Origin of the sequence: Microcystis sp. M113S1, assembly GCF_020246945.1 — a bacterium.
GTDB lineage: Bacteria > Cyanobacteriota > Cyanobacteriia > Cyanobacteriales > Microcystaceae > Microcystis.
Genome location: NZ_JADBSA010000418.1, coordinates 1 through 22,566, shown reverse-complemented (window position 1 = coordinate 22,566; position 22,566 = coordinate 1). Strand labels below are relative to the sequence as shown.

The window sequence follows — 22,566 nt, the reverse complement described above, 5'->3', positions numbered from 1 at the left end:
GCTTGGGGAGTAGTCCCTAAGAGTGCTTGCCTTGTAGGTGTAGTCGGACTAGACATGAAGCTGTAAGACCAAAATTAGCTTTGCTAGTAGAGGCAGGATTCAGCCCAAGAATCTCCGCACTTTTAGGGCGGAGAGTGTCAAAAACCCCTGACTTTTGCCAGCAGTGAACCACGATGACTGATGTTCCCGTTTCTCGCATTCGCAATTTTTCCATCATCGCTCACATCGATCATGGTAAATCAACTCTCGCTGATCGCCTCCTGCAAATTACGGGAACCGTAGCCCAACGGGAGATGAAAGAACAATTTCTCGATAATATGGACTTGGAACGGGAACGGGGTATCACCATCAAGTTACAAGCGGCACGCATGGATTACACCGCTAAGGATGGTCAAAAATACGTTCTCAATCTGATTGACACCCCGGGCCATGTGGATTTTTCCTACGAGGTTTCTCGGTCTCTAGCGGCGTGCGAGGGAGCTTTATTAGTTGTAGATGCGTCCCAAGGCGTGGAAGCGCAAACTTTAGCCAATGTTTACCTAGCACTGGAAAATAACCTCGAAATTATCCCAGTTTTAAATAAAATCGACCTACCCAGTGCCGAACCGGAACGAGTGGCGGCGGAAATCGAGGAAGTGGTGGGTTTAGACTGTAGTGAGGCGATTCGTGCCTCGGCTAAGGCCGGGATCGGTATTAATGATATTCTAGAGTCGATCGTCCAATTAGTTCCCCCTCCCCAAGATACCCTCGCAGAACCCTTCCGAGCTTTAATTTTTGATAGTTATTACGACGCTTATCGAGGGGTAATTGTCTATTTCCGCGTCATGGATGGTCGGGTGAAAAAGGGCGATAAAATTCGTTTTATGGCTTCTGGTAAAGAATTTATTATTGATGAATTGGGAATTTTATCACCGCAACAGGTACAAGTAGATGAACTTCACGCGGGAGAAGTGGGTTATCTGGCAGCCGCAATTAAAACTGTCGCTGATGCCCGGGTGGGTGATACGATTACTCTAACCGCTAAACCGGCAAAAGAGCCTTTACCCGGTTATACAGAAGCAAAACCGATGGTTTTCTGCGGATTATTCCCCACCGATGCCGATCAGTACGCCGATCTCAAAGATGCGCTGGAAAAGTTAAAATTAAACGATGCAGCTCTATCCTACGAACCAGAAACTTCTAGTGCCATGGGTTTTGGTTTCCGTTGCGGTTTCTTGGGACTGCTACACATGGAAATCGTGCAGGAAAGACTAGAAAGGGAATATAACTTAGATTTAATTACCACTGCTCCCTCGGTAGTTTATCAGGTCACTACCACCGATGGGGAAATTGTCGAAGTGGATAATCCTAGTTTGTTACCTTCCCCACAAAAACGGGAAAAAATTGAGGAACCTTATATCCAAGTGGAAATGATTACTCCGGAAACCTATGTAGGTGCTTTGATGGAATTATGTCAAAGTCGTCGGGGAGTTTTCAAGGATATGCGTTATTTTACTAAAACTCGCACCGCTTTGATTTATGAGTTACCTTTAGCAGAAGTGGTGACAGACTTTTTTGATCAATTAAAATCTCGATCGCGCGGTTACGCTAGTATGGAATATCAATTAATTGGCTATCGGGAAAATGAGCTAGTTAAATTAGATATTATGGTCAATGGTGATCCCGTTGATGCTTTAGCGATGATCGTTCACCGGGATAAAGCTTATTATGTTGGTCGCGCTTTAACTGAGAAGTTAAAAGAATTGATTCCCCGGCATCAATTTAAGGTTCCCATTCAAGCAGCTATTGGTTCTAAAATTATCGCTAGTGAACATATTCCTGCTTTAAGAAAGGATGTCTTAGCTAAGTGTTATGGTGGTGATATTAGCCGCAAGAAAAAGCTGTTAGACAAGCAAGCAAAAGGGAAAAAACGGATGAAAGCGATCGGAACTGTTGATGTCCCCCAGGAGGCATTTATGGCAGTCCTAAAACTCGATCCTCAGTAAAGTCTAGGGGTGAGAATTAACTCACCCTTTTTAGTTTTGGCAGTGGCTAATTATTATGAAGCTTTTGAGATTATCCTATCAAGATTTAGCCTCTGGATTAAGTATAGATTCTTGCGACTTTTTTTCAGATTTGAATTTATTAGTTGGTATCTCAGGTGCAGGAAAAACCTCGATTTTAAAGGCTATTAGTAATTTTAAAAGAATCGCTAACGGTGAGTCTATAAATGGTGTAAAGTGGGATGTAGAATTTTTAACCAATGATCATGTTCGTTATCATTGGTTGGGTGAATTTGAGGTTAAAAAAGCCCGTTCTCTCATCAAGATTGAAGAAGATGAAGTCAATAGTAATGACGGCGAAAATAAGATTAGTATAATTAGGGAAACTCTTTTAAAAGATCAAGAGGTTTTGATCGAAAGAAACCAAGAGGTAATTGAGTTTAAAAATTCAAAGACACCAAAACTACCATCTTATTTAAGCACTATAGAGCTTTTCAATCAAGAAGAAGATGTTTTCCCTGTTCGACAGGAATTTAACAAAATGATTTTCAATCCACTTAAGTTTAATATCTCATATTCAACATTTGATAAATTCCTTAGAAACTACGAATATACCGAATATAACTCTCTCTCTGAATTACAATCGAGTCAACTTCGTATTTCCGACAAACTACTAATAACTTATCAAAAATATCCCGATACGTTCGAGATAATAAAGATAAAGTTTTTTAAAATTTTCCCTCAATTTGAAGATTTAAAAATAGAATCTTTAAAACCTTTTTCATTAACTCGAAGTGGTTTACTTAAAAACCCACCTTACATACAAATAAAAGAAAAAAACTCTCATGTCTGGATTTTAGAACCAAATATCTCCTCTGGAATGATAAAAAGCCTGATGTTCTTAGCAACGATCGAATTATCTCCTGATGGCAGCGTTATATTAATCGATGAATTTGAAAATAGTTTGGGGGTTAACTGTTTGGACACTTTAACAGAAGATTTATTAGTTAATTATCGAGATTTACAGTTTATTATTACCAGTCATCATCCTTATATAATTAATAATATCAGTGCTGCCTATTGGAAAATAGTCACTCGTAAAGGAGGAGTAATTCAGGTACACAATGCGACCGATTTTCATATTTCTAAAACTCGACAAAAAGCTTTTATTGATCTTATCAATGTCTTAGAAGAATTTCCCCAAGGAATTAGTTAATCGATGAATATTTACTTTTTAGTTGAAGGAAGAAGTACCGAAAAAAAGCTTTATACTGCCTGGTTAACTCATCTTATTCCCGAATTTAAGCGAGTTGATTTTTACGATCAAGTCAATCACAATAATTACTTTCTGATTAGTGGTAATGGCTACCCCTCGATACTTAATGATGGAATTCCTAACGCTATCGATAAAATTCAAGAAGTATCCAAATATAACTATCTAGTCATCTGTCTCGATGCTGATGAGGATACTGTCGAAGAAAGAGAACAATATGTTAATGACTTTATCACCAAACATATTACTGTTCCTGCATCACTCGAAATCGTGATCATCATTCAAAATCGATGTATTGAAACATGGCTACTAGGCAATCGCACTATATTTAATTCTAAACAACCTTTAGAGGGACTTTTAGCTGATTATGTTCAACACTATGATGTTTACGAAAATGATCCCGAACTAATGGGTAGATTTAATTGCAGAAATCATGCCGATTTTCGTTTTGCTTATCTAAAGTCTATTTTTGCAGCTAAAGGTTTGTATTATTCTAAAAAATTCCCTGGGAAAGCTCAAGAACAATACTATCTTAATCAATTAAAAAAGCGTATTGATAAAACTGAACACTTAAAAACCTTTCAGAAATTTATCAATTTTTGTGATAATATTCGCCAAAATTTCAGATAAATTGATCTGTGGTGCTTCTGCCAAGGATGAAATATAAGCTGATCTGGCATCGTCTGCTGACTAATGGCTGGGTGAAAATGTAGTACGGACTGTGATTGAGAATACAAGACTATGACAAGGCTTTTGTCCTAGAAATTTCTAGATCGGCCGATTTTTGTAGTATTGTAGTATAATGGTAACTCCAGAAAAACAATCATAAAAGTGCCGTCAGTCTCTTCAGTTAGCAGTTACCAGATAGAAGTTAAAAATTGGCAATTTACTTGATGTTATGGCTTCCTTAAGGGATATTCTCAGTTACTACCGCAATTATCAAAAAGCCGCCTTTTTGAGTATTGGTGCAGCGAGTGTCTTTGAAATTATCGATCTGATGGTTCCCTATGCTGTCGGACAGATTCTTAATGTTCTTTCTGATCAGCCTTTAGATGGATTCGTGCAATCTTTAGTTGATCGCACCATGATTTTAACTCCCTTTGCCTCAGAAAAGTGGGTTAGTTTGGCAGTATTATTAGGCTTAATTTTCCTAACCACGGTAATTAAAGCACCAATTCAGCCTTGGCTTGGTGTCTGGTTTCACTGGGAAATATCCTTAAGAGCGAGACGAGATCATCTCAGAAAAATTATTGCCAAAATTCTCACCTTACCCCTATCTTTTTACGATGAAAATAATCCCGGACGTATCGCTAACCGGATTGCCAAAGGGATAGAAAATCATACTTGGACTTATCCCGAAGTGGCGGGAATGATGATCCCAAAACTGTTTAGAGTTTTCGGTATTTTTATTGTTATTTGGGTAATTCAATGGCAGATCGCCCTTGCTTTTCTTATTTCTTTTGTATTAATTGTAGCTTTTGTTGTGAGAGATTTAAAAGATTTAATGCAAAAAGAAAGGATTCTGGATCAGCACATCGAAAATACCCAAAGTCGCAATTCTGAGATTATTACTAATATCAAAACCGTCAAAGCTTTTGCCACAGAAGGACAGGAATTATATCGTCAAAAACAGCGTTTAGAGAGAGAATTTACCTACGTTATCCATCGCATTCATAAGGGTTATGTGGACTTAATAACTTGGGAAAAAACTCTCGTCCAAGCTAGTTTATTTGGAGTATTTTTTTTTACTCTCCTAGCCACCGTTCAAGAGAAAATCTCGATCGGGCATTTTATCACCACCTATACCCTCGCTAGTATGGCCTATGCGGAATTAGATCCCCTATCCCAAATGGCAGAAACTTTCGCCCGTCGCTATGCTTCTATGGCACGTCTAAACCAATTTATGAACTTGCCTATTGGCACTGATGCTGGTAGTCTTTTAGCCGATCATGCCCAACATAATCCCTATCGTTTTATGGGTAAACTAGAATTAAGTAATCTTAGCTTTGGCTATAGTCCAGAAAGAATGATTGTCAAGGATATTAATATTCTGATTGAACCCTATCAAACCGTTGCATTAGTCGGAAAATCTGGTTCAGGAAAATCCACTTTAGTTAAGTTACTTTTCCGCTATTTTGAACCGAATCAAGGGCAAATTCTGATGGATGGCGAGGATATTAGTCGCTTAGATGTGACTTGGTATCGGCGACGGTTAGCGATTGTCCATCAAGAAGTAGATGTGTTTAATGGTACGGTGTTAGAAAATCTCACCTACGGTAATCCTAATATTAGCTTTGAGAAGGTAGAAGAAGCCTGTAAAATTGCCCGTGTTGATGAATTTATTCATGAATTATCTAATGGTTATTCCACTATTGTAGGGGAAAGGGGCGTGCGTCTTTCGGGGGGACAAAGACAGCGTTTAGGAATTGCTAGGGCGTTAATTGTTGATCCAGATGTGTTAGTTTTTGATGAGGCCACTTCTAGCTTAGATTATGAGTCAGAAAGAGCCATTCAACTAGCCATGAAATCAATACTAGGCACTCGCACCACGATTATTATCGCCCACCGTCTTAGTACTGTTCGAGAAGCTGATCAAATTGTCGTCTTGGATAATGGTCGCATTGTCGAGATCGGTAGTCATGACCAATTATTAAATCAGCAGGGAATCTATCAACGTCTCCACTCTTTACAAGAAAGCGGTGAACTGGTTTAGTTTTAAGATAGTCCCCGATAGCAGACCGAGAAAATATGATCTAATGGGAGTTGATCACCATGTCTAACGAAACCGTTACCTATTCCCTAGAAGCTGTTTTGACTAGGATTGAGGGGAAAATTGACAATTTCCAAAAAGATGTTGACCAAAAATTTGACACTTTCCAAAAAGATGTTGACCAAAAATTTGACACTTTCCAAAAAGATGTTGACCAAAAATTTGACAAAATCGACGAACGGTTAAATAAGCTAGAGGTAGGACAGGCAAAGTTAACCGAAAAGGTTGAGGGCATCGATAATCGCCTAAAATCAGTGGAAGGAACCCAAAAAAATCAGGTTTGGACATTAATTATTCTTTGGGCAAGTGCGATCGCCTACGGCGCAGCGAAGCCGACCGCTACAGCTGGTTGGAAAGTATTTTTTTCAGGTAATCCCTAGAATTAATAGTAGCAACCTCACCACCCCCTTATCCTGATCGGCATGGTGGGTTCAATCAACAAGTTTAACCCTCTGCTAACCAGCGCACGGCATCCTTAGCGTGGTAGGTTAAGATAATATCGGCACCCGCCCGTTTAAAGCTGGTTAAAGTCTCTAAAGTCACTCGTTTTTCGTCAATCCAGCCATTTAACGCCGCCGCTTTAATCATTGAATATTCCCCCGACACATTGTAGGCAGCCACGGGTAAATTAGTCATTTCCTTGATTCTCCAGATAATATCCAGGTAAGATAGAGCAGGTTTAACCATTAACATATCTGCTCCCTCTAATACATCTAATTCCACCTCTTTTAAGGCTTCCCTGGCATTACCCGGATCCATTTGGTAGGTTCTGCGATCGCCGAATTGGGGGGTAGAATCGGCGGCATCCCGAAACGGCCCATAATAGGCAGAGGCATATTTAGCCGTATAGGAAAGAATCGGTGTATCACTATAACCCGCCTCATCCAATCCCTGACGAATTGCCTGCACGAAACCATCCATCATTCCCGACGGTGCAATGATATCCACTCCCGCTTTTACCTGGGAAACGGCGGTTTTTTGCAATAATCCCAGAGTAGGATCGTTTAACACCCTGCCGGTTAAATCTCCCGTTTGCAGATAACCACAATGACCATGGTTAGTATATTCACACAAACAAGTATCAGCGACAATGAGTAGATCGGGAACTGCCTCTTTAATCGCTGTGGCCGCTTTTTGCACAATACCATGATCGTGCCATGCTCCCGTCGCCTCTGTGTCTTTACTTTCCGGCAGCCCGAATAAAATAATCGCTGGGATTCCTAAATCCCGCACTTCCTTGGCTTCGTCAACAATTTTATCGATTGATAATTGGTACACCCCCGGCATCGATTTCACTTCCTGGGCAATACCTTCCCCCGTCGTGGCGAAAAGGGGATAGATAAAGTCATTGGCTGTCAAGACGGTTTCACTCACCAGACGGCGCATTTGAGGGGTTTGACGCAGACGACGGGGGCGATGAATAGGAAACATAGTTTTTTGTGATTAAATCGGGAATCTTGTCTCGATTCTTTAGTTTAAATCTTTGCTGAGGATGAACACAAATCAATTCAGCCGGCTGCTGGCTGCCGGCAGCTATCCGCAATATTTAGTTATTTTGAGCTTAATCAAACTATTTAGGTCAAAAATGACCTAATGAGGCTCTATAGTCGTTTTGAGAGCGAAAAACCAGCAATTTGACTAAAATTTAATCTTTATAGCCATCACTTTTGCTGTTGCCACCACCGCATCTATTTACAAAACTTTACCTCATCAGTTTTAAGTTCACTGACGGCTCTCTTGGATAGAGGTGCAAGCGTTCACTGATTACTGTTTGCTGTTCACTGTTCACTGACTCCCAAAACCCATCTCCATTTGCGAGAAGGATCGTTTATTCTAGGAAATAAGAGCGATCGATTCAGGATTTTTGCTATGGCCAACTTAGGTGATTTAGTCAAAAAAGCAGTTTATTTGGGCGTAGGCATTGCTACCTATGCCGCCGAAAAAGCTGAAGTAAATTTACAAGAATTAAGAAATCAAGCCCAAAAATTAGCCGATGAAATGATTTCTCGCGGCGAAATAAACGCGGAAGAAGCGCGCAAATACGTCGATGAGTTGGTGAAACAGGCACAACAGCAAACGGTAGAAGGTAACGAATCTAATATTCCCCATGAACCCCGACGGATAGAAATTATTGAAGATGAGGAGGACACCAAAGCAGCCGATCCAAAAGTAGATGAATTGCGGCAAAAGGTGGAACGTCTTCAGGAGGAATTGCGGAAACTACAACAGGATTAAACCTAATTTTAGGGACAAATAATTAATTATTACCAGACAAGGGATGCAAGTATAAACATGGACGATTGGCAGAAGGATTTTTGGGAAGTGATCGAAACTGTGGCGGTGGGAATTGAAACTTTTTTCCAAGAAGTGACCCAAACTATCGAAGAAATTAATGAGGAAATTATCATCGATCTGGAACAGTTCATTCAAGAGGTTTTACCCCAGGAATTAGAAGAATTTTTTAACTCCGATGAATCCCTATTTTCGGAATTAGATGAATCCTCGGATTTTATCCTCACTCCCAAGGTTAACCCCGATCCTAACACCCATCCTGCTTGTATCGGTTGCCGTAATTATCACGGTTATATCTACGGAGGCAATCTTCTCGTCTGCGGTTTCCATCCCTACGGTTGGGATGGTGATAGTTGTCCCGATTGGCAAGCAGAGGATTAATTATTTTTCTACAAAATCAGGTAGGGTTATTATCCCTACCCATAACTTTTATCTCAAAGCAATTGTCTGTCATTTTTAGTTAAGAATTACCCTTGGGAGCATGGTAGGGTTCCGCATCAAAAGGCTGCATCCCCACATCTGGATATTCATCATTGTTGGGGCTAAAAATGCGGGCAAAAGCCTCTGTTAGGTACTGGACAGCATTGTGTAATGTATCCTTGATATTCATTGCTTTTCTCTCCGACTCTCGACAACAATCTCTGTTCAACTTCGGATAAGGTTGATCCACCCCCTCCACCCCAATTATCTGGCCAGAATCTTATCAATTGTTGACTTTTGCAATAATTCTTGAATAATCTTCATAAGACTTTATGTTTTTTCTTGTTTATCTAAACTTTTATAATAATTCTTGTATTTTTGTAAAGGAAAGATTATTCAATAAAACACCGTATCTTTGTTGATCATCTAAGCACAAATATCGATTGACAAAAACTTTTAATTCAGCATTATTTATCTCCTCATCCAAAAAAGGCTCGATGGCTTTCTGACGAAGTGCTTTGATTTTGTTGAGGTTTAATCCCAACTTTTCGATAGTATTAATTGCTTTTTGATCATCTTCTTGTGCGGGTTTAATTGTACCATCATAATTAAAAGCAAAGTGAGACTCACAATCGGGATTAAGTGGAGAGATTAAGAGATTTTCATCAAACCAGCTATTTTTTAGATTACCACAGTGCCGAGGTTTACCAGTCCTAAGATTTGCCTGACAGGAACATAGCAAATTGGCATAATCTAAGGGATCAACAGTGGGATCACTTTGAGGTTTAAAATGTTCTATATGGCATTCACCATCAACCAATCGACTTTCACAATAACAACATATTTCCCCCTGTTCTGTCATCAAAGCTTTAATTAGTATTTCTTTTGGTTTTCCCGCTAAACTTTTAAAGTCGGGCTGCCAATCTGAGTTAGCTTGCTCTTTCCAATTCTTAAACTCCGGTGGTTCTTGTCTTTTCCTAATATACTTCATTTTCCGATAATTTCCTTGCGTCGAATGATAACTTCAGCTTTAATTAATTCTGGATCATCTTGAATTTTAGCTCTGAGATCATTGATTTTATTTTTAGATGCCTCTAATTGATTGTGAGAGATTTGTTCATAGATATCTTTCAAAGCTTCAGCGATTTCCTTGGGACGAGTTGTCTCTAATCCCATCAAATCTTCCAAAATTCGATCAACATTTTTGCCGTAGGACTCTTGCACGAGATGAAATTTTATTCCCATTTCTGTTTGTTCCATGAAGTGTAAACTTTCTGGTTGAACATGAGTGATAATATTAGGAGAATGGGTGGAAATAAAAAATTGACAGTTAGGAAAAACTTCTAGTAATTTAGGTACTACAAATCTTTGCCATTGAGGATGTAAATGTAAATCAATTTCGTCAATGATAATAACGCCAGTACCCGTTAAGGGATAAGGCTTTTGAGGATTAGCAATCGCCATTCTTCGAGCTAAATCTCCCAGCATAGCAATCAGACATTTTTCTCCATCAGAAAGTTGATTAACAGTAACTATTTTATCCTTTTTTGTTACTTCCATTCTCAAGGGATTACGACGGACGCTAAGATTAGTAAAATCGGGTAGAAAACGTTCGATCGTTTCCCGAACTGCTTCCAATTGGGGATCGGGAAAACAAAAACCTTCTGGTTTAATTAGATCATACTGATATTTTCTATTTTCATTTTCTAAATCTTCACGCTCGCGAAACCATGCAAAAAAAGTGCGAAAATATGATCCACTGGTTAAAGCATTTTCGTAGGCACTTAGAGAATCAAATTTATGTTTTGTTCTCATTGGTATATCCAGCACTGCTCGATTAACAGAATAATAAACAAATAAAGGTAAGTTGATTTGTCCTTGATGTTCAGTAATTTGTCGTTGTATTTGTTGAGTGTATTCATTTAATTGGCTAAAATTACTCCGTTCCCCAGCGTGGATATATCCAGTCCTAGTTTTTACTATTTTCCAAGTAATCTCTTGGCTATCTTCCCTCACCCCCGTGATTTCAATTATAGCCGTCCCCTGACCATTATTAATCTCGGTTTTGCTAATCTGTCGTCCACTGGCATTAGTATTTTTTAGGCGATTAACTAACCATGAAAGCATAGTCGCCAAACTATCTAAAACGGTAGATTTTCCAGCACCATTAACTCCTATAAATACGTTTAATTGCCGATGAAAGTCGATGTTTAAACTGACTGCACCTCGATAATTAATAAGCTTTATAGAATTAATTTTCATGGTTTTTGTATCGGCAAGAGCTGCTTATATTTGAGATAATTGTTAGAGAATGACTCTCGAATAATTGCCAGTAAAACTTAGATAGGGTTAAGAGACAGTAGGACAAGGAATAGAAAAAAATATCGACCAAAGAAATAATATCTAATTTTGGCACAGAACCGGATATTCATAATGATTATTTATCATTTACTCCCGACCAACTCAAAAAAACCCCGACTGACTTTCCCGATCGCTGCTGTCTGTGAGACAATCGATCGAGTGTTATCCTAAACTCCGCCAATTTTCATGTCCGACGACGCTACTATTCGCACTGCTGTACAACGTCTCTACAATACCTATCCTTTCCCCCCCGAACCGCTCCTAGACGAACCTCCTCCGGGTTACAATTGGCGCTGGAATTGGATTGCTGCCTATAACTTTTGTTGTCATCATAAACCCGAACGAGAGGATATCCGGATTCTCGATGCGGGTTGTGGTACTGGTGCAGGAACCGAATATCTGCTCGCGCTCAACCCCTTTGCTAATATAGTCGCTATAGATATCAGTGAAAAAGCCCTAGAAATTGCCAAAGAACGCTGTAATCGTTCGGGAGTCGCCGCAAAACACCGAGGTTCTCTGGCTTTTCACCATTTACCTCTAGAATCTGCCACTAATCTCCCCGGAGAATTTGATTTAATTAACTGCGTCGGGGTGCTGCACCATCTCCCAGACCCGATTAAAGGTATTCAATCGCTCGCGCAAAAACTGGCCCCCGGTGGTCTGCTGCACATTTTCGTCTATGCACAATTGGGACGCTGGGAAATCCAGTTAATGCAATCTGCGATCGCAATTTTGCAGGGAGACCGACGCGGGGATTATAAAGATGGGGTCGCTGTCGGCCGAGAGATTTTTGCCTCTCTACCGGAAAATAATCGCATTTTGAAACGGGAAAAAGAGCGTTGGTCAATGGAAAATCATCGCGATGAGTCCTTCGCTGATATGTACGTTCACCCCCGGGAAGTGGACTACAATATCGATACCCTCTTTCAACTGATTGATGCGTCAGGATTAGCCTTTATTGGCTTTTCTAACCCCTCCTACTGGCAATTAGACCGTTTATTGGGTAAATCCCCCGAATTGATGGCTAGGACGCAAAATTTAGGGGAAAGGGAACGTTATCGCTTGACGGAATTATTAGACCCGGAAATCACCCACTATGAATTTTTCCTCGCTAAACCACCGATTTTGACTGCCGATTGGTCCGGGGATCAAGTCCTAGAGAATGCAGTGGCCGAAGTTCATCCCTGTCTTTACGGTTGGCCTAGTGCAAGTGTTCTAGATTACGATTATCGGCCGGTTAATCTCTCGGAGAGAGAATTTGCTTTTCTACAAGCTTGTGATGGTCGTTTAACTGTGGCAGAAATCGACGCTCAAGTTGCCTTAGGATTAACTGGGGTGCGTTCTTTACAACAGCGCCAACTACTGATTTTAAGTTAGAGAAAATTTGGGGATGTTAGAGATAGCGTCCCTTGGCAATGGGTAACTTGTGAACTAACTTGGCTAAATCTTGCCAAAACTTTTTTTTCTTAACAATTATCACCCCCCTGTCCCCATAGTTTCAGCCCCAGAATTAACCGGGGCTGAATTATAATAGTTAAAAAAGTGGACAAGGCTGCTAAATTTCTGATCAGTCCGATTTTTGCCCATCGGCAAATGGGAGAATTTAATCATTATCCCAAGATTCCGAGGCGATTAAGTCACCAATTTGATCTCTGAGAAGGTAGTCACATCGTTCTAGTTCACATTCAACACAAACCCACTCCCGGGGGGGAATGAACTGACAGAGAGTGTAGATCGGTTGGTGTCTGCTTACTACCCCCTGTTCTACCATCTGACGGACTTCGTCCTTGATCATCCTGATAGAGTAAGCGGTGGGAGCGGTGGAGAAAGTTATGGCACTCATGGGAGATTTCCTGCAAGATCTACAAAAGAAGTCTTATCACTAACTATATTCTAACCTATAGAGGGACAAAAGAGATTTTTTGCTGTATCGACGATTACAATTTTTTATATATAGCGAAACCCTCTCCCCTCGCCAGTTTAGGCTTGGGTTAAGAAAAGTTAAATTTATCGGCTAAAAGTTGTCGAGTCCCCTTATGCCAAATCAGTGATCAGTGATCAGTGATCAGTTATCAGTTATCAGTGATTAGTGATCAGTTAAGCTGTTGACTATCTAATATTACTGGTTAAGACTGCACCGCAGTGCCGGAGTTGGCAGCAGGGAGAGGAAGTTCGAGCATTTGTACTGAAGTTTCCCCTACGCATTTTAAAATCAGCACAGCTTATCAGTGATCAGATTTGAGTTTTCAGTTCACTGATTACTGTTTACTGTTTACTGATCACTGAAAAAAGCTTCCCGCTTACCCTAATAAATGGGGAATAAAAATAAAAGCCGCTACGAGTAAAGCGGCGATCGAGGCGATTAAAACGGCACCAGCGGCACAATCTTTCGCTATTTTGGCTAAATCATGGTAGGATTGCCCCACCGTCAGATCTACCACTGATTCTAGGGCAGTGTTAATTAATTCTAAGACCATCACCAGAGCGCAGGTAAGGGTGACAATCGCCATTTCCATGGCATCAACCCGCAAAAATAAGCCCCAACTAATCGCTACTAGGGTAATCAGGGTGTGAATGCGAAAATTTCTTTGACTGACAAAAGCATAACAGACTCCTGCCCAAGCGTAGCGAAAACTGACTAATAGATTCGAGGCGACTTGCCAAGCGTATTCTCTTTGACTGGGATTGTTGCCCTCACTCACCTGTCCCGATCGAGGGATAAAATTATTGTTGAGATAGGGATTAGGTATGCTGGCAGATTGGTTGGCTTGATGATAATTTGTCTTCATATTCCTCAATAATGCTTGACAAAAACAACTAACTATGTATCGGCAATTTTGACGGTTGTTAACAAAGTTTCCTGTAAAGATAGCATTTCTAACAGACTTGTTTCATCGGGATGGTCCCAACCCAAAAGATGTAAACAAGCGTGGGCAGTTAACCAGGCCAATTCTCGTGCCAAAGAATGATTTTGTGTTAAAGCCTGTTGTTGTGCTGTCTCCACAGAGATGATAATATCCCCCAAATATAAAGGTTCAGTCTCTAAAATGCCCTCATCGACTGGGAAATCCACTTCGAGGGCGGCAAAAGCGAGAACATCCGTCGGTTGATCTTTGTGGCGATACTGGGAATTATAGGTCCGAATTTCTCGATCGTCTGTTAAGCGCAAACTTAGTTCATAACCGGCGGCAACGGGGAGATAATCCGATAGATAACTTAACCATGTCTCCAACCAATAGTGCCAAGTTTCCCCATCCACAGGACTATTTCCGGGATCAAAATAATTGTCCTGTAGGCATAAATCCACCACTAGGGGCAAAGTCTCACTCACCAGATTTTACCCTAGGGACGCGTCAGATAGGAAATACCGACAAAAAAGGCTAATAGGGCCGCCGTAGTCAAAAAAAAGTGTTTTAAAGAGATGCCTTTTTTCTTGACCATATTCCGCATCGCCAGCTTGACGTAACTGGGTTGCGCTTCGGTGGCGGTTTCTACTGCGGGGTCGGTGGCACTAACAGGTTCAGTCATCAGTAATTCCCCAGACAAAGATTGATCGCTATAAGTGTAACAGATTATTACAGAAGCGCAAAAACAATTCCAGTCAGTGGAAAAATTGTTCCCCTTCCGGGATAGTCAAAGTGGTCACTGCGTGCGCGTTGCGGGGGGTTTTGGGGTGTTAGGGTGTTAGGGTTTTAGTTCAATTTCCCCAATTCCCCAATTCCCCAATTCCCCAATTCCCCAATTCCCCAATTCCCCAATTCCCCAATTCCCCAATTCCCCAATTCCCCAATTCCCCAATTCCCCAATTCCCCAATTCCCCACTTCCCCAGCAGTCTAACCATGTCTTCCCACGATACCGAAAGCATCCAGACTATTTTTCAAAAAATTTGGGGCTATGATAGCTTTCGCTTTCCCCAACAGGAGATTATCGAGACAATTTTAGCGGCAAAAGATGCTCTGATTGTCATGCCCACGGGATTTGGTAAATCTATCTGTTTTCAATTGCCCGCTTTATTAAAAACCGGCTTAACCCTAGTGATTTCCCCCTTAGTTGCCCTCATGGAAAATCAGGTGGAGGAATTATTAGCCAAAAAATTACCCGTTGCCCTGATTCATCACGAAATCCCCCGACAACAGAGAAAGAAAACTTTAGATGCGATCGCAAGTCAAACCCTGCGACTTCTCTATCTTTCGCCAGAAACGCTCTTAAGTCCTCCCCTCTGGTCAAAATTAACCCTTCCCCACGTTAAAATTAACGCTCTCATCCTCGACGAGGCCCATTGTTTAACCCAGTGGGGCGATAATTTTCGTCCTGCTTACCGTCGTCTCGGTGCTGTCCGTCCCGCTCTTCTGCAATCAAAACCGGCCGGCAGCCAAATAGCGATCGCTGCTTTTACCGCCACCGCTAACCCCGCCACCCGTGAGACTCTCACCCGCATTTTACAACTAGAAAAACCACAGCTTTTCTTAATAAATCCTTACCGTCAAAACCTTGACTTAAGCACGAAAATATGTATTAGCCCCGGTTGTCGTCGTCATCAACTATTAAACTTCCTCACCGGTCAACCTCGACAATCCGGCCTGATCTATACTCGTTCCCGTCGCCATAGTGAAAATTTAGCGGCATGGTTGCAATCTCTCCATTATCGCACCAGTGCCTACCATGCCGGTTTATCCCCCTTTCAGCGTCGGGAAATAGAACAAAATTGGCTGCGGGGGGATTTAACTTTTGTTGTCTGTACCTCAGCTTTTGGCATGGGTATCAATAAACCCGATGTGCGTTGGGTTGTCCACTACCAACCCCCAGCTTTACTATCGGAATACCTACAGGAAATCGGCCGCGGTGGTCGCGATGGCGGCAAAATGCAGGCTCTCACCTTAATTAGTGAACCGACGGGATGGTTAGATAATAGCGATAAAAACCAGCAAAAATTCTTTAACTACCAACAGGAGCGTCAATACCGACAAGCTTGGCAAATTTTAGCCCAAATTCCCCTAGAGGGCAAAGTAGAGGCGATTAGTGCCGAATTTCCCGATGGTGCGCTTATTCTCTCCCTTTTACACAGTCTCGATCGCCTAGAATGGCTCGATCCTTTTCATTATCGGCTTATTTATCGCCATAATTCAGCCAAGATGACTTTTAAACCTAAAAATGAGATGTTTCCCTACCTCTATACCCGTCGCTGTCGTTGGCACTTTCTCTTAAATGCCTTTGGGTTTCAGGAAAATGCCGATAATTTTCGCTGTGGTCATTGCGATAATTGTCGTCGCGGCTGATACCATTTAGTGAATAATCGACTATAACAAATCACCGCACCCGAAATAATAGTGAAATTTTGTGACAAAGTGCAGCCAGATACGAGAATCTTTGCTAGATTCCAGGAAGGCTTCTGTGATAAGTCTCCTTAAAGGAGGCTGTTTGCAGTAAGCTAATCTGGCTAACAAGCTTTTGGGCGTGATATAGGGAAAAGTTCTGGTGATCGCGCCTAAATGGAATGCCGAAAGTTGACCCATATTGTTACTCTGGAGAGTGTTATACGGAAAGTTTCTGTATATCGTTACTCTGGAGAGTGTTATACGGAAAGTTGACCTATAATATGTAGTTAGACCTCAATAAACTTAAGTTTAGTGATCCATGGATAGCCCTTCTGAAAACATACATGAAGAAACAGAAAGTTTCCCTAAAATTGATAGTAGTAAGGTAGAGAGTAAAAATGTTTCGCCTTTTTTTACGACGCTACCAGAAGAGCCAGAAATTTTAGAGAATCGCATTGACTATGAGGCAGTTAATCTCTATAGGAAATACGTTAATAAGCTTAGGACAATTAGACAAGGACATCTGCCACGTCTAATTCTTATGTTAGCGTTTTTCTTTATTTTATGTTTAATTGGAGCCTCTTCTTATCTCTCTCTTCATGGGAGAGAAATTGTGATGGATTTAATGCGTTTTTGGGGGTTTCCGACTAAGGAAGAAAACCCTGTGACAGTAGAAGTTTTTATAGTTTTTATAGTTATAGGAGTATTACTTTCATACATTTTTGTAATTATCGGTTTCATAATCGATAATTTTTTATTTGGTTCAACTTTGAGGCGTTCTAATACTCGTCTTAAAAAACTAGAACTAGCGGTTGAAAAAAATAGGGAAGAACTTGAGCGAAAAAAACTTCTTGATCCACAGGTTAGACTAGAGAATCTCTATCAAGATTATAGAAAGATTGCTGAAGCTAGCGGACGAGTTTTTTTCGAGTCCACTAAGCGCTATGAGGTGGCGCAAAAATGGAGAAGAGATATTGGGAGTCATCTCGAACATTTGCGACAAAATCCTGCTGTCGAGACTGAATTATTGAATGAAGTTCAATATCTATTAGGTTCTTTCAAGGAGATAATTGATAGAGAAAAAAGAGAGCAAAAGGGTCAAAAGCTTTGGCAGATTTTTAATATTATTGTTATTATTGTTTATATCGTTGGTTTGACTGTAATTATGTCATCTGCTTCGACTCAAGCTAAATCCAATAATAACGCTGTTTCTGTTCCATATGTTCCATACATCTCTGTACCAGTTTGGGCTTTGATATGGGGAGCATTAGGCAGTCTTTCAGCTATTCTATACAAGTTCTATATAGTTAAAAGACGTGTTAAATTTTCAATAGAATTTCAGTGGCTCATTGCAAGGCCCATTATTGGAATTTTGATGAGTGCAGTTGCTTACCTTGCTGTAACATCTGGTCTGATACTATTGGGCTCTGAAAGTTCGAGTCCATCGGCTAAAGAACTAGGTGTAAGTGACAATGCTACTCGATTTACAGCTATAGTTTGCTTCTTGGCTGGATTCAGTGACCGCGTTTATCTCGGAATAATTAACTTACTCGTATCAAAAACTTTAAGCTTAGAGAAAGATAGTAAATCTCCTACTGAAAATTTTTCAGTAACCGATGAGTCGGTAGATTTTTATGACACAGTACTTTCGGAGAATTCAGGCCCACAGCAGTCTTCAATCAATGAGCATGACCAAGAAGGATGAGGCGGATTTTGGCTCCTCTAGGTTTTGTGTGAGCATGGTATAATAGCAACACAGTGCGATCGCCGATCTTGTAGGGTGCGTTCCCTAATGTGGCTCCTACTGCTCCACTGATCGATTTTTGGGGAACGCACCATGCACATTTATTGAAACTGTGATACCAAATCCTGTTATAATAAAACGAGATATAGGGTGCGTCCCACGCAGCCTTGACCTTTTTGAAAACACTTTCAATGATGTAGCTATGGACTGGGAAACTCGAATTACACTAAATCCCGATATTTTGGTGGGAAAACCTATCATTAAAGGAACAAGGATTGCGGTTGAATTTATCATCGATCTTCTCGCCCAAGGTTGGAGTATTGATGAAATTCTGCGAAACTACCCAGGTATTACAGTGCGATCGCCGATCTTGTAGGGTGCGTTCCCTAATGCAAGTCCTACTGGTCCAGCGATCGATTTTTGGGGAACGCACCATGCACATTGATTGAAGTTGTGGGTTAAAGTGCGATGCGGAAGGCACTGCGTAGCAGATCGCCGATCTTGTAGGTTGGGTTGACGAAAAGAAATCCAACACCTTCGGAACTAAACTGCCAACGCTAATCTTGTATTGTTCTTAACCTTAAATAGCCTTTGGCCTACATGAGCATATTCACAGATTGACAGTCAGCGAGGCATTCAGCTATGTTTGAGATATTTAGAGCAAAACTTTTGAATGCCCACGCTGTTGACCGTTGGCCCATATCGATTCTTTTGCTACGCAGGCGATCGCCATGAGCCACCTCACATCCATGTTGAACGAGATCGAGAGATCGCTAAATTCTGGCTTCAGCCGGTTCGTCTTCAGAGTAACCAAGGATTTAACCGCACCGAAATTAACCGCATTCAAAAACTTGTTCAAGAAAACCAAGAACAATTACTAGCAGGCTGGAATGACTTTTTTAACGAATGAAGTATTTGAAACATTGGCAATTCAGCAATTGGCCATCACAGATGACACACTCAGTGTAGATTTGTCTGATGGGCGCACTATATCTGTTCCCCTGGCATGGTATCCTCGGCTCCTGCATGGCTCAATTGAGGAGCGCAATGATTATCGCTTGATCGCTGATGGCAGTGGAATCCATTGGAATCAACTAGATGAAGACATTAGCACTAAAAACTTGATTCTTGGCCAACCATCAGGGGAAAGTCAAAAATCATTGAAGCGTTGGTTAAATAATCGAGTGCGATCACCGATCTTGTAGTGCGATCGCCGATCTTGTAGGTTGGGTTGAGGCAACGAAACCCAACAATATTTGATTTAAGGTGTGTCACCGCAGTAACACACCTTTTACCTATCAGTCATCAGGAGAGCTTATTTATTTTCTGCTTAGATTCAGTTAAAATTGTACGTTCTCAAGTCGAGGAAGGGAATCATGGGAGAATTGTAGCAATAGACATCGAAACAGGGGCTTTTGAAGTGGCTGACGACAGCCTAACAGCTGCTAAACAACTGTGAATACGTTTTCCTGATGCACAAATATTTGGTATTCGGATTGGGCATCGCGCTGTCCATCGTTTTGGCTTTCGTTCCCCCAGTGTGTTGCCATGATGATGGGGAGCGTTAATTTGCGCCGAGAAGCAATTATTCAATGGAGATTTAACTGTTGGCGATATTACTCAAGGAATTCAAAAGTGAGACCTTGTTAAAGTTATGTAGGTGGCTTCCCTACTTTTCACCAAGCAAATTATGGACAAGAAGATGTTTTTGGTGTGGTTCTGATTAAAAAAGGTTACGGGAAAAGTGTTAGCATTCCCTTATCACAATTGAGATAGCAAAAAGAGCGATCGCCGAATTGGAAGGTACTTTAGTGCAGCATAACGCACCTTCCAATTCACTGCGTCAGAATTTTAACCAATAATTCTGGTGCAATCCGAAATCCAGCTTTGTCTACTAAGTCATCGATCAAAGGCTGTATTGATTCGATTTCACCTAGCTGTTTAGCCCGAAGCAAAATTCCCAAAATCCCCGTTACGTTCAATCCTAAAGATTTGGCAACTTTCCTCCCTTCACGCTCATCCAGAAGCGTCCAATCTGCCTCAAGCTCAATGGCAAGGGAGATCGCCTCAGCCTCCCCTCGATCTAATGTTTGCTTTAGAAGTTGAGCAAGGGGTTCGTTACTTGCCTCTTGTACTTGAATCCAGCCAGATGAGATTGCTTCGCGAATTGCTTGGGAGCCAGGTCGTTCTTCATTAACTTTCAATTCCTCCAAGACCGCATTGGGAATCAGAATTTTGCTGAATTGCCGACGTAGGAGTTCAAGCTGATCCACGATCGCCAAGTTGAGAATTGGTGAGGTGTTACTGACTACGGGCATAGCTTAAATCATCATCTAATTCGGCAAAACCGTAATGCCTTACTACTCCACGATGGGAAAGCAATTGCCCGAATTCGTATTTATCCATCTCAACCAGTTCCCGCGCCTTACCAAAGGAGAGTATCTCTTGTGTATAAAGAGCGATGGCTAATTCCCTACGCAATTCTTGCTCAATCCGCTGTTCAGGTAGGCGAAGAGCTTGCACAATGGAGTCAGAAATTGAGATTTGCAGTCCCATCTTAACTTAAGATTATAGTGAGATTGTTTATGACTATCATGATACAACTTTTAGCTTGGCGCAGTCTAATTGAGGCGTTCTCCACTTCCCCACTTCCCCACACCCTGCTCCCACGAAAAACTTTTTCCCTATGTGGGGAAAGATTCGCCAATAGACTGGACAAGAATCTCTAGATGGGCGAGGCTATGGGTGGCCATGGCAGTAAAGCGCAGACGACTGGTGGGAACGGTAGGAGGACGAATGGCGGGGGCAAAAATCCCTTTTTCTAGCAGTTTTTGCGATAATTCTAGGGCTTGACCCGGATTGGCTACCGGTAAACATAAAATCGCCGCTTCCGAAGGCAATATATTAAAATTATTTAATTTACTCTTGACAAAATTAATATTTTGGTGTAAGCGTTGGCGACGTTCCGGTTCCAGACGAATAATCTCTAAAGCCATTCTAGCGGCGGCGGTGTCGGCGGGGGATAAACCGGTAGTATAAATCCAGGTGGCGGCGCGATTGCGGATAAAATCGATAATTTTGGCACTTCCTGTCACATATCCCCCTAAACTACCCAAAGCTTTACTCAGGGTTCCCATCTGAATTAATTCCCGTCCCTGACAACCACAATATTCCACGCAACCTGTCCCATTTTCCCCCATAACCCCAGTAGCGTGGGCCTCATCCACCAAAACCATACAATTATACATCTCGGCTAGAGCGAGAATTCCCGCTAGGGGACAGATATCCCCATCCATACTAAACACTGTATCGGTGAGCAGTAAACAATGACGATAGTGATGACGGTGGGTTAATAACTGATTTTCTAAGTCTTCGATACTATTGTGCCGGTATTCTTTCACCGTAGCGCCGCTTAACTTGGCTCCATTTTTGAGGCTAGAGTGATTGTATTGATCGCCTAAAATCAGGTCTTTCTGCCCCACTAAACAGGTAATTGTCCCCAAATTGGCTAAATATCCCGAACTAAAAACTATCGCGTCTTCGCTATTTTTAAAGGATGCGATCGCTACTTCTAAGTCTCGATGAATATCTCGGTGTCCACTCAATAGACGCGAGCCGGTGCTTCCAGTTCCATAGCGTTGTGTCGCTGCTATGGCTGCCGCGATCATTCTTTCATCGGCTGCTAATCCCAGATAATCATTGCTGGCAAAATTGAGCAGCGATCGACCCTCTAATTCTATAACGGCTCCGCCCCGGCCCTGAATGGTTTTAACCCTTCGATACCAATTGGCCCGATGAAGGGTTTTTAAGCTATCCTCGATCCAAGAGTAAGGATGATTCATGAGCAATTGATCAATATAGCGGTTAGCTAGGGTAAAATAGCCGGATTGTTGCCGAAAAAGGCTCTTTTAAGGGTTAATAGCTTCGTAAAAACGACAATCTTGACAGGGACCTGGGGGGTTAATCGCACAGCGCAACAGTTCGGATCTAGCGTTAAAACGACAACTAGCATCCCCCATCACCCAACGTCCTTCAATCAAACTTTTTTCGTTAGGAGTGGGTGCAGTTTGTACATAAAGGGATATTTTGCGTAAACAATAGCCACCAATCTTGTATTGATACTGGTGGTGACGTTCCAAAACCGCATAGGTTTGTCCTTTTAAGGCCAAATAATTACCCGGTTGTGGCATCCAATCCAACTGTATCTCTCCCAAACTTTGCCGCGGATGGGTCAGAATAACCTCCGTTGTTAATGAATCTTGCTCCATGATTATCCCTGTATTCTGGGCTACCTTTGCTCAATGGTAGCTTAGATCTCCGAGTCGATTAATAATTAGGGTCTGCTGAAAAAGTTTTTCGGTTGGGGTTGGGGGTTGGGGGTTGGGGGTTGGGGGTTGGGGGTTGGGGG

General features: G+C 41.6%; 26 protein-coding genes and 1 pseudogene. 14 read left to right on the top strand and 13 right to left on the bottom strand.

All coding sequences use genetic code 11. The features are described 5' to 3' along the window. Positions 1-173 precede the first annotated feature (173 nt). The 5 genes from lepA (at position 174) to IM319_RS21395 (ending at position 6,405) form a co-directional block, all read left to right on the top strand. On the top strand, positions 174-1,985 hold the full coding sequence (lepA, locus tag IM319_RS21415) for a translation elongation factor 4 (RefSeq protein ID WP_286826227.1): 1,812 nt from the start codon (positions 174-176) through the stop codon (positions 1,983-1,985). A gap of 55 nt (positions 1,986-2,040) precedes the next feature. Further along, on the top strand, positions 2,041-3,198 hold the full coding sequence (locus tag IM319_RS21410; protein WP_287736861.1) for an AAA family ATPase: 1,158 nt from the start codon (positions 2,041-2,043) through the stop codon (positions 3,196-3,198). A gap of 3 nt (positions 3,199-3,201) precedes the next feature. Beyond that, positions 3,202-3,885 carry a hypothetical protein gene (locus tag IM319_RS21405; protein ID WP_287736859.1) on the top strand — a complete coding sequence of 228 codons (684 nt, stop codon included), beginning with the start codon at positions 3,202-3,204 and terminating at the stop codon, positions 3,883-3,885. Positions 3,886-4,153: 268 nt separating this feature from the next. Continuing rightward, positions 4,154-5,968, top strand: coding sequence for an ABC transporter ATP-binding protein (locus IM319_RS21400; RefSeq protein WP_287736858.1), 1,815 nt, complete (start codon positions 4,154-4,156; stop codon positions 5,966-5,968). Between the two features lie 59 nt (positions 5,969-6,027). Beyond that, complete coding sequence (locus IM319_RS21395) at positions 6,028-6,405, top strand: DUF4164 family protein (protein WP_287736857.1); 378 nt, start codon at positions 6,028-6,030, stop codon at positions 6,403-6,405. 64 nt (positions 6,406-6,469) lie between these two features. Here the strand turns inward: IM319_RS21395 and hemB are convergent, their stop codons facing one another. Beyond that, positions 6,470-7,456: a porphobilinogen synthase gene (gene hemB, locus IM319_RS21390; RefSeq protein WP_286826222.1), complete on the bottom strand. Its 987-nt coding sequence runs from the start codon at positions 7,454-7,456 to the stop codon at positions 6,470-6,472. A gap of 438 nt (positions 7,457-7,894) precedes the next feature. On the opposite strand from hemB, the gene IM319_RS21385 reads away from it, so the two are divergent. Continuing rightward, the gene (locus tag IM319_RS21385; protein ID WP_286826221.1) at positions 7,895-8,260 is read left to right on the top strand and encodes a phasin family protein; all 366 of its coding nucleotides are present in this window, start codon (positions 7,895-7,897) and stop codon (positions 8,258-8,260) included. Positions 8,261-8,317: 57 nt separating this feature from the next. Then, positions 8,318-8,698 carry a hypothetical protein gene (locus IM319_RS21380; protein ID WP_287675790.1) on the top strand — a complete coding sequence of 127 codons (381 nt, stop codon included), beginning with the start codon at positions 8,318-8,320 and terminating at the stop codon, positions 8,696-8,698. Between the two features lie 79 nt (positions 8,699-8,777). Here the strand turns inward: IM319_RS21380 and IM319_RS21375 are convergent, their stop codons facing one another. From IM319_RS21375 to IM319_RS21365, 3 genes are all read right to left on the bottom strand, one after another. Next, positions 8,778-8,927: an isochorismate synthase gene (locus tag IM319_RS21375; protein ID WP_287685133.1), complete on the bottom strand. Its 150-nt coding sequence runs from the start codon at positions 8,925-8,927 to the stop codon at positions 8,778-8,780. 168 nt (positions 8,928-9,095) lie between these two features. Continuing rightward, complete coding sequence (locus IM319_RS21370; protein WP_287736856.1) at positions 9,096-9,728, bottom strand: retron system putative HNH endonuclease; 633 nt, start codon at positions 9,726-9,728, stop codon at positions 9,096-9,098. After that, entirely contained in the window at positions 9,725-10,999 is a 1,275-nt protein-coding gene (locus tag IM319_RS21365; protein WP_287736855.1) for an AAA family ATPase, read from the bottom strand. Before IM319_RS21365 ends, IM319_RS21370 begins: the two co-directional genes overlap by 4 nt. Positions 11,000-11,284: 285 nt before the next feature. On the opposite strand from IM319_RS21365, the gene IM319_RS21360 reads away from it, so the two are divergent. Further along, the gene (locus IM319_RS21360) at positions 11,285-12,475 is read left to right on the top strand and encodes a class I SAM-dependent methyltransferase (RefSeq protein ID WP_287736854.1); all 1,191 of its coding nucleotides are present in this window, start codon (positions 11,285-11,287) and stop codon (positions 12,473-12,475) included. Between the two features lie 226 nt (positions 12,476-12,701). On the opposite strand, the gene IM319_RS21355 is transcribed toward IM319_RS21360, so the two are convergent. From IM319_RS21355 to IM319_RS21335, 5 genes are all read right to left on the bottom strand, one after another. Next, complete coding sequence (locus IM319_RS21355) at positions 12,702-12,941, bottom strand: DUF4327 family protein (protein ID WP_002738935.1); 240 nt, start codon at positions 12,939-12,941, stop codon at positions 12,702-12,704. Between the two features lie 457 nt (positions 12,942-13,398). After that, positions 13,399-13,887: a diacylglycerol kinase family protein gene (locus tag IM319_RS21350; protein ID WP_287736853.1), complete on the bottom strand. Its 489-nt coding sequence runs from the start codon at positions 13,885-13,887 to the stop codon at positions 13,399-13,401. 32 nt (positions 13,888-13,919) lie between these two features. Then, positions 13,920-14,429, bottom strand: a complete 510-nt coding sequence (ybeY, locus tag IM319_RS21345; protein WP_286826214.1) for an rRNA maturation RNase YbeY — start codon at positions 14,427-14,429, stop codon at positions 13,920-13,922. An 11-nt stretch (positions 14,430-14,440) separates the two neighbouring features. Beyond that, positions 14,441-14,626 (bottom strand): DUF3285 domain-containing protein, encoded by a 186-nt coding sequence (locus IM319_RS21340; protein ID WP_043999662.1) that lies wholly within the window; start codon positions 14,624-14,626, stop codon positions 14,441-14,443. Positions 14,627-14,790: 164 nt separating this feature from the next. Further along, complete coding sequence (locus IM319_RS21335; RefSeq protein ID WP_287736852.1) at positions 14,791-14,940, bottom strand: hypothetical protein; 150 nt, start codon at positions 14,938-14,940, stop codon at positions 14,791-14,793. On the opposite strand from IM319_RS21335, the gene IM319_RS21330 reads away from it, so the two are divergent. The 6 genes and pseudogenes from IM319_RS21330 to IM319_RS21305 form a co-directional block, all read left to right on the top strand. After that, positions 14,939-16,375, top strand: coding sequence for a RecQ family ATP-dependent DNA helicase (locus tag IM319_RS21330; RefSeq protein ID WP_287736850.1), 1,437 nt, complete (start codon positions 14,939-14,941; stop codon positions 16,373-16,375). The two genes, IM319_RS21335 and IM319_RS21330, sit on opposite strands and share 2 nt — an antisense overlap. 358 nt (positions 16,376-16,733) lie before the next feature. Further along, the gene (locus IM319_RS21325) at positions 16,734-18,119 is read left to right on the top strand and encodes a hypothetical protein (protein ID WP_287736849.1); all 1,386 of its coding nucleotides are present in this window, start codon (positions 16,734-16,736) and stop codon (positions 18,117-18,119) included. Positions 18,120-18,360: 241 nt separating this feature from the next. After that, positions 18,361-18,534, top strand: a complete 174-nt coding sequence (locus IM319_RS21320) for a DUF433 domain-containing protein (RefSeq protein ID WP_271975260.1) — start codon at positions 18,361-18,363, stop codon at positions 18,532-18,534. A gap of 297 nt (positions 18,535-18,831) precedes the next feature. Then, on the top strand, positions 18,832-19,068 hold the full coding sequence (locus tag IM319_RS21315) for a DUF4160 domain-containing protein (protein WP_002738880.1): 237 nt from the start codon (positions 18,832-18,834) through the stop codon (positions 19,066-19,068). After that, complete coding sequence (locus IM319_RS21310; protein ID WP_286825453.1) at positions 19,049-19,363, top strand: DUF2442 domain-containing protein; 315 nt, start codon at positions 19,049-19,051, stop codon at positions 19,361-19,363. Before IM319_RS21315 ends, IM319_RS21310 begins: the two co-directional genes overlap by 20 nt. Positions 19,364-19,506: 143 nt before the next feature. Next, positions 19,507-19,710, top strand: a pseudogene (locus IM319_RS21305) (hypothetical protein); the annotation flags it as partial. Between the two features lie 283 nt (positions 19,711-19,993). On the opposite strand, the gene IM319_RS21300 reads toward IM319_RS21305, so the two are convergent. The 4 genes from IM319_RS21300 to IM319_RS21285 all read right to left on the bottom strand — a co-directional run bounded on the left by IM319_RS21300 (position 19,994) and on the right by IM319_RS21285 (position 22,426). Continuing rightward, positions 19,994-20,476, bottom strand: a complete 483-nt coding sequence (locus IM319_RS21300) for a DUF3368 domain-containing protein (protein WP_287736848.1) — start codon at positions 20,474-20,476, stop codon at positions 19,994-19,996. After that, on the bottom strand, positions 20,460-20,714 hold the full coding sequence (locus IM319_RS21295) for a UPF0175 family protein (RefSeq protein WP_286826276.1): 255 nt from the start codon (positions 20,712-20,714) through the stop codon (positions 20,460-20,462). Before IM319_RS21295 ends, IM319_RS21300 begins: the two co-directional genes overlap by 17 nt. Positions 20,715-20,842: 128 nt before the next feature. After that, positions 20,843-22,000 (bottom strand): 8-amino-7-oxononanoate synthase, encoded by a 1,158-nt coding sequence (gene bioF, locus IM319_RS21290; protein ID WP_287736847.1) that lies wholly within the window; start codon positions 21,998-22,000, stop codon positions 20,843-20,845. A 66-nt stretch (positions 22,001-22,066) separates the two neighbouring features. Continuing rightward, complete coding sequence (locus tag IM319_RS21285; protein WP_012266749.1) at positions 22,067-22,426, bottom strand: DUF6464 family protein; 360 nt, start codon at positions 22,424-22,426, stop codon at positions 22,067-22,069. Positions 22,427-22,566 lie beyond the last annotated feature (140 nt).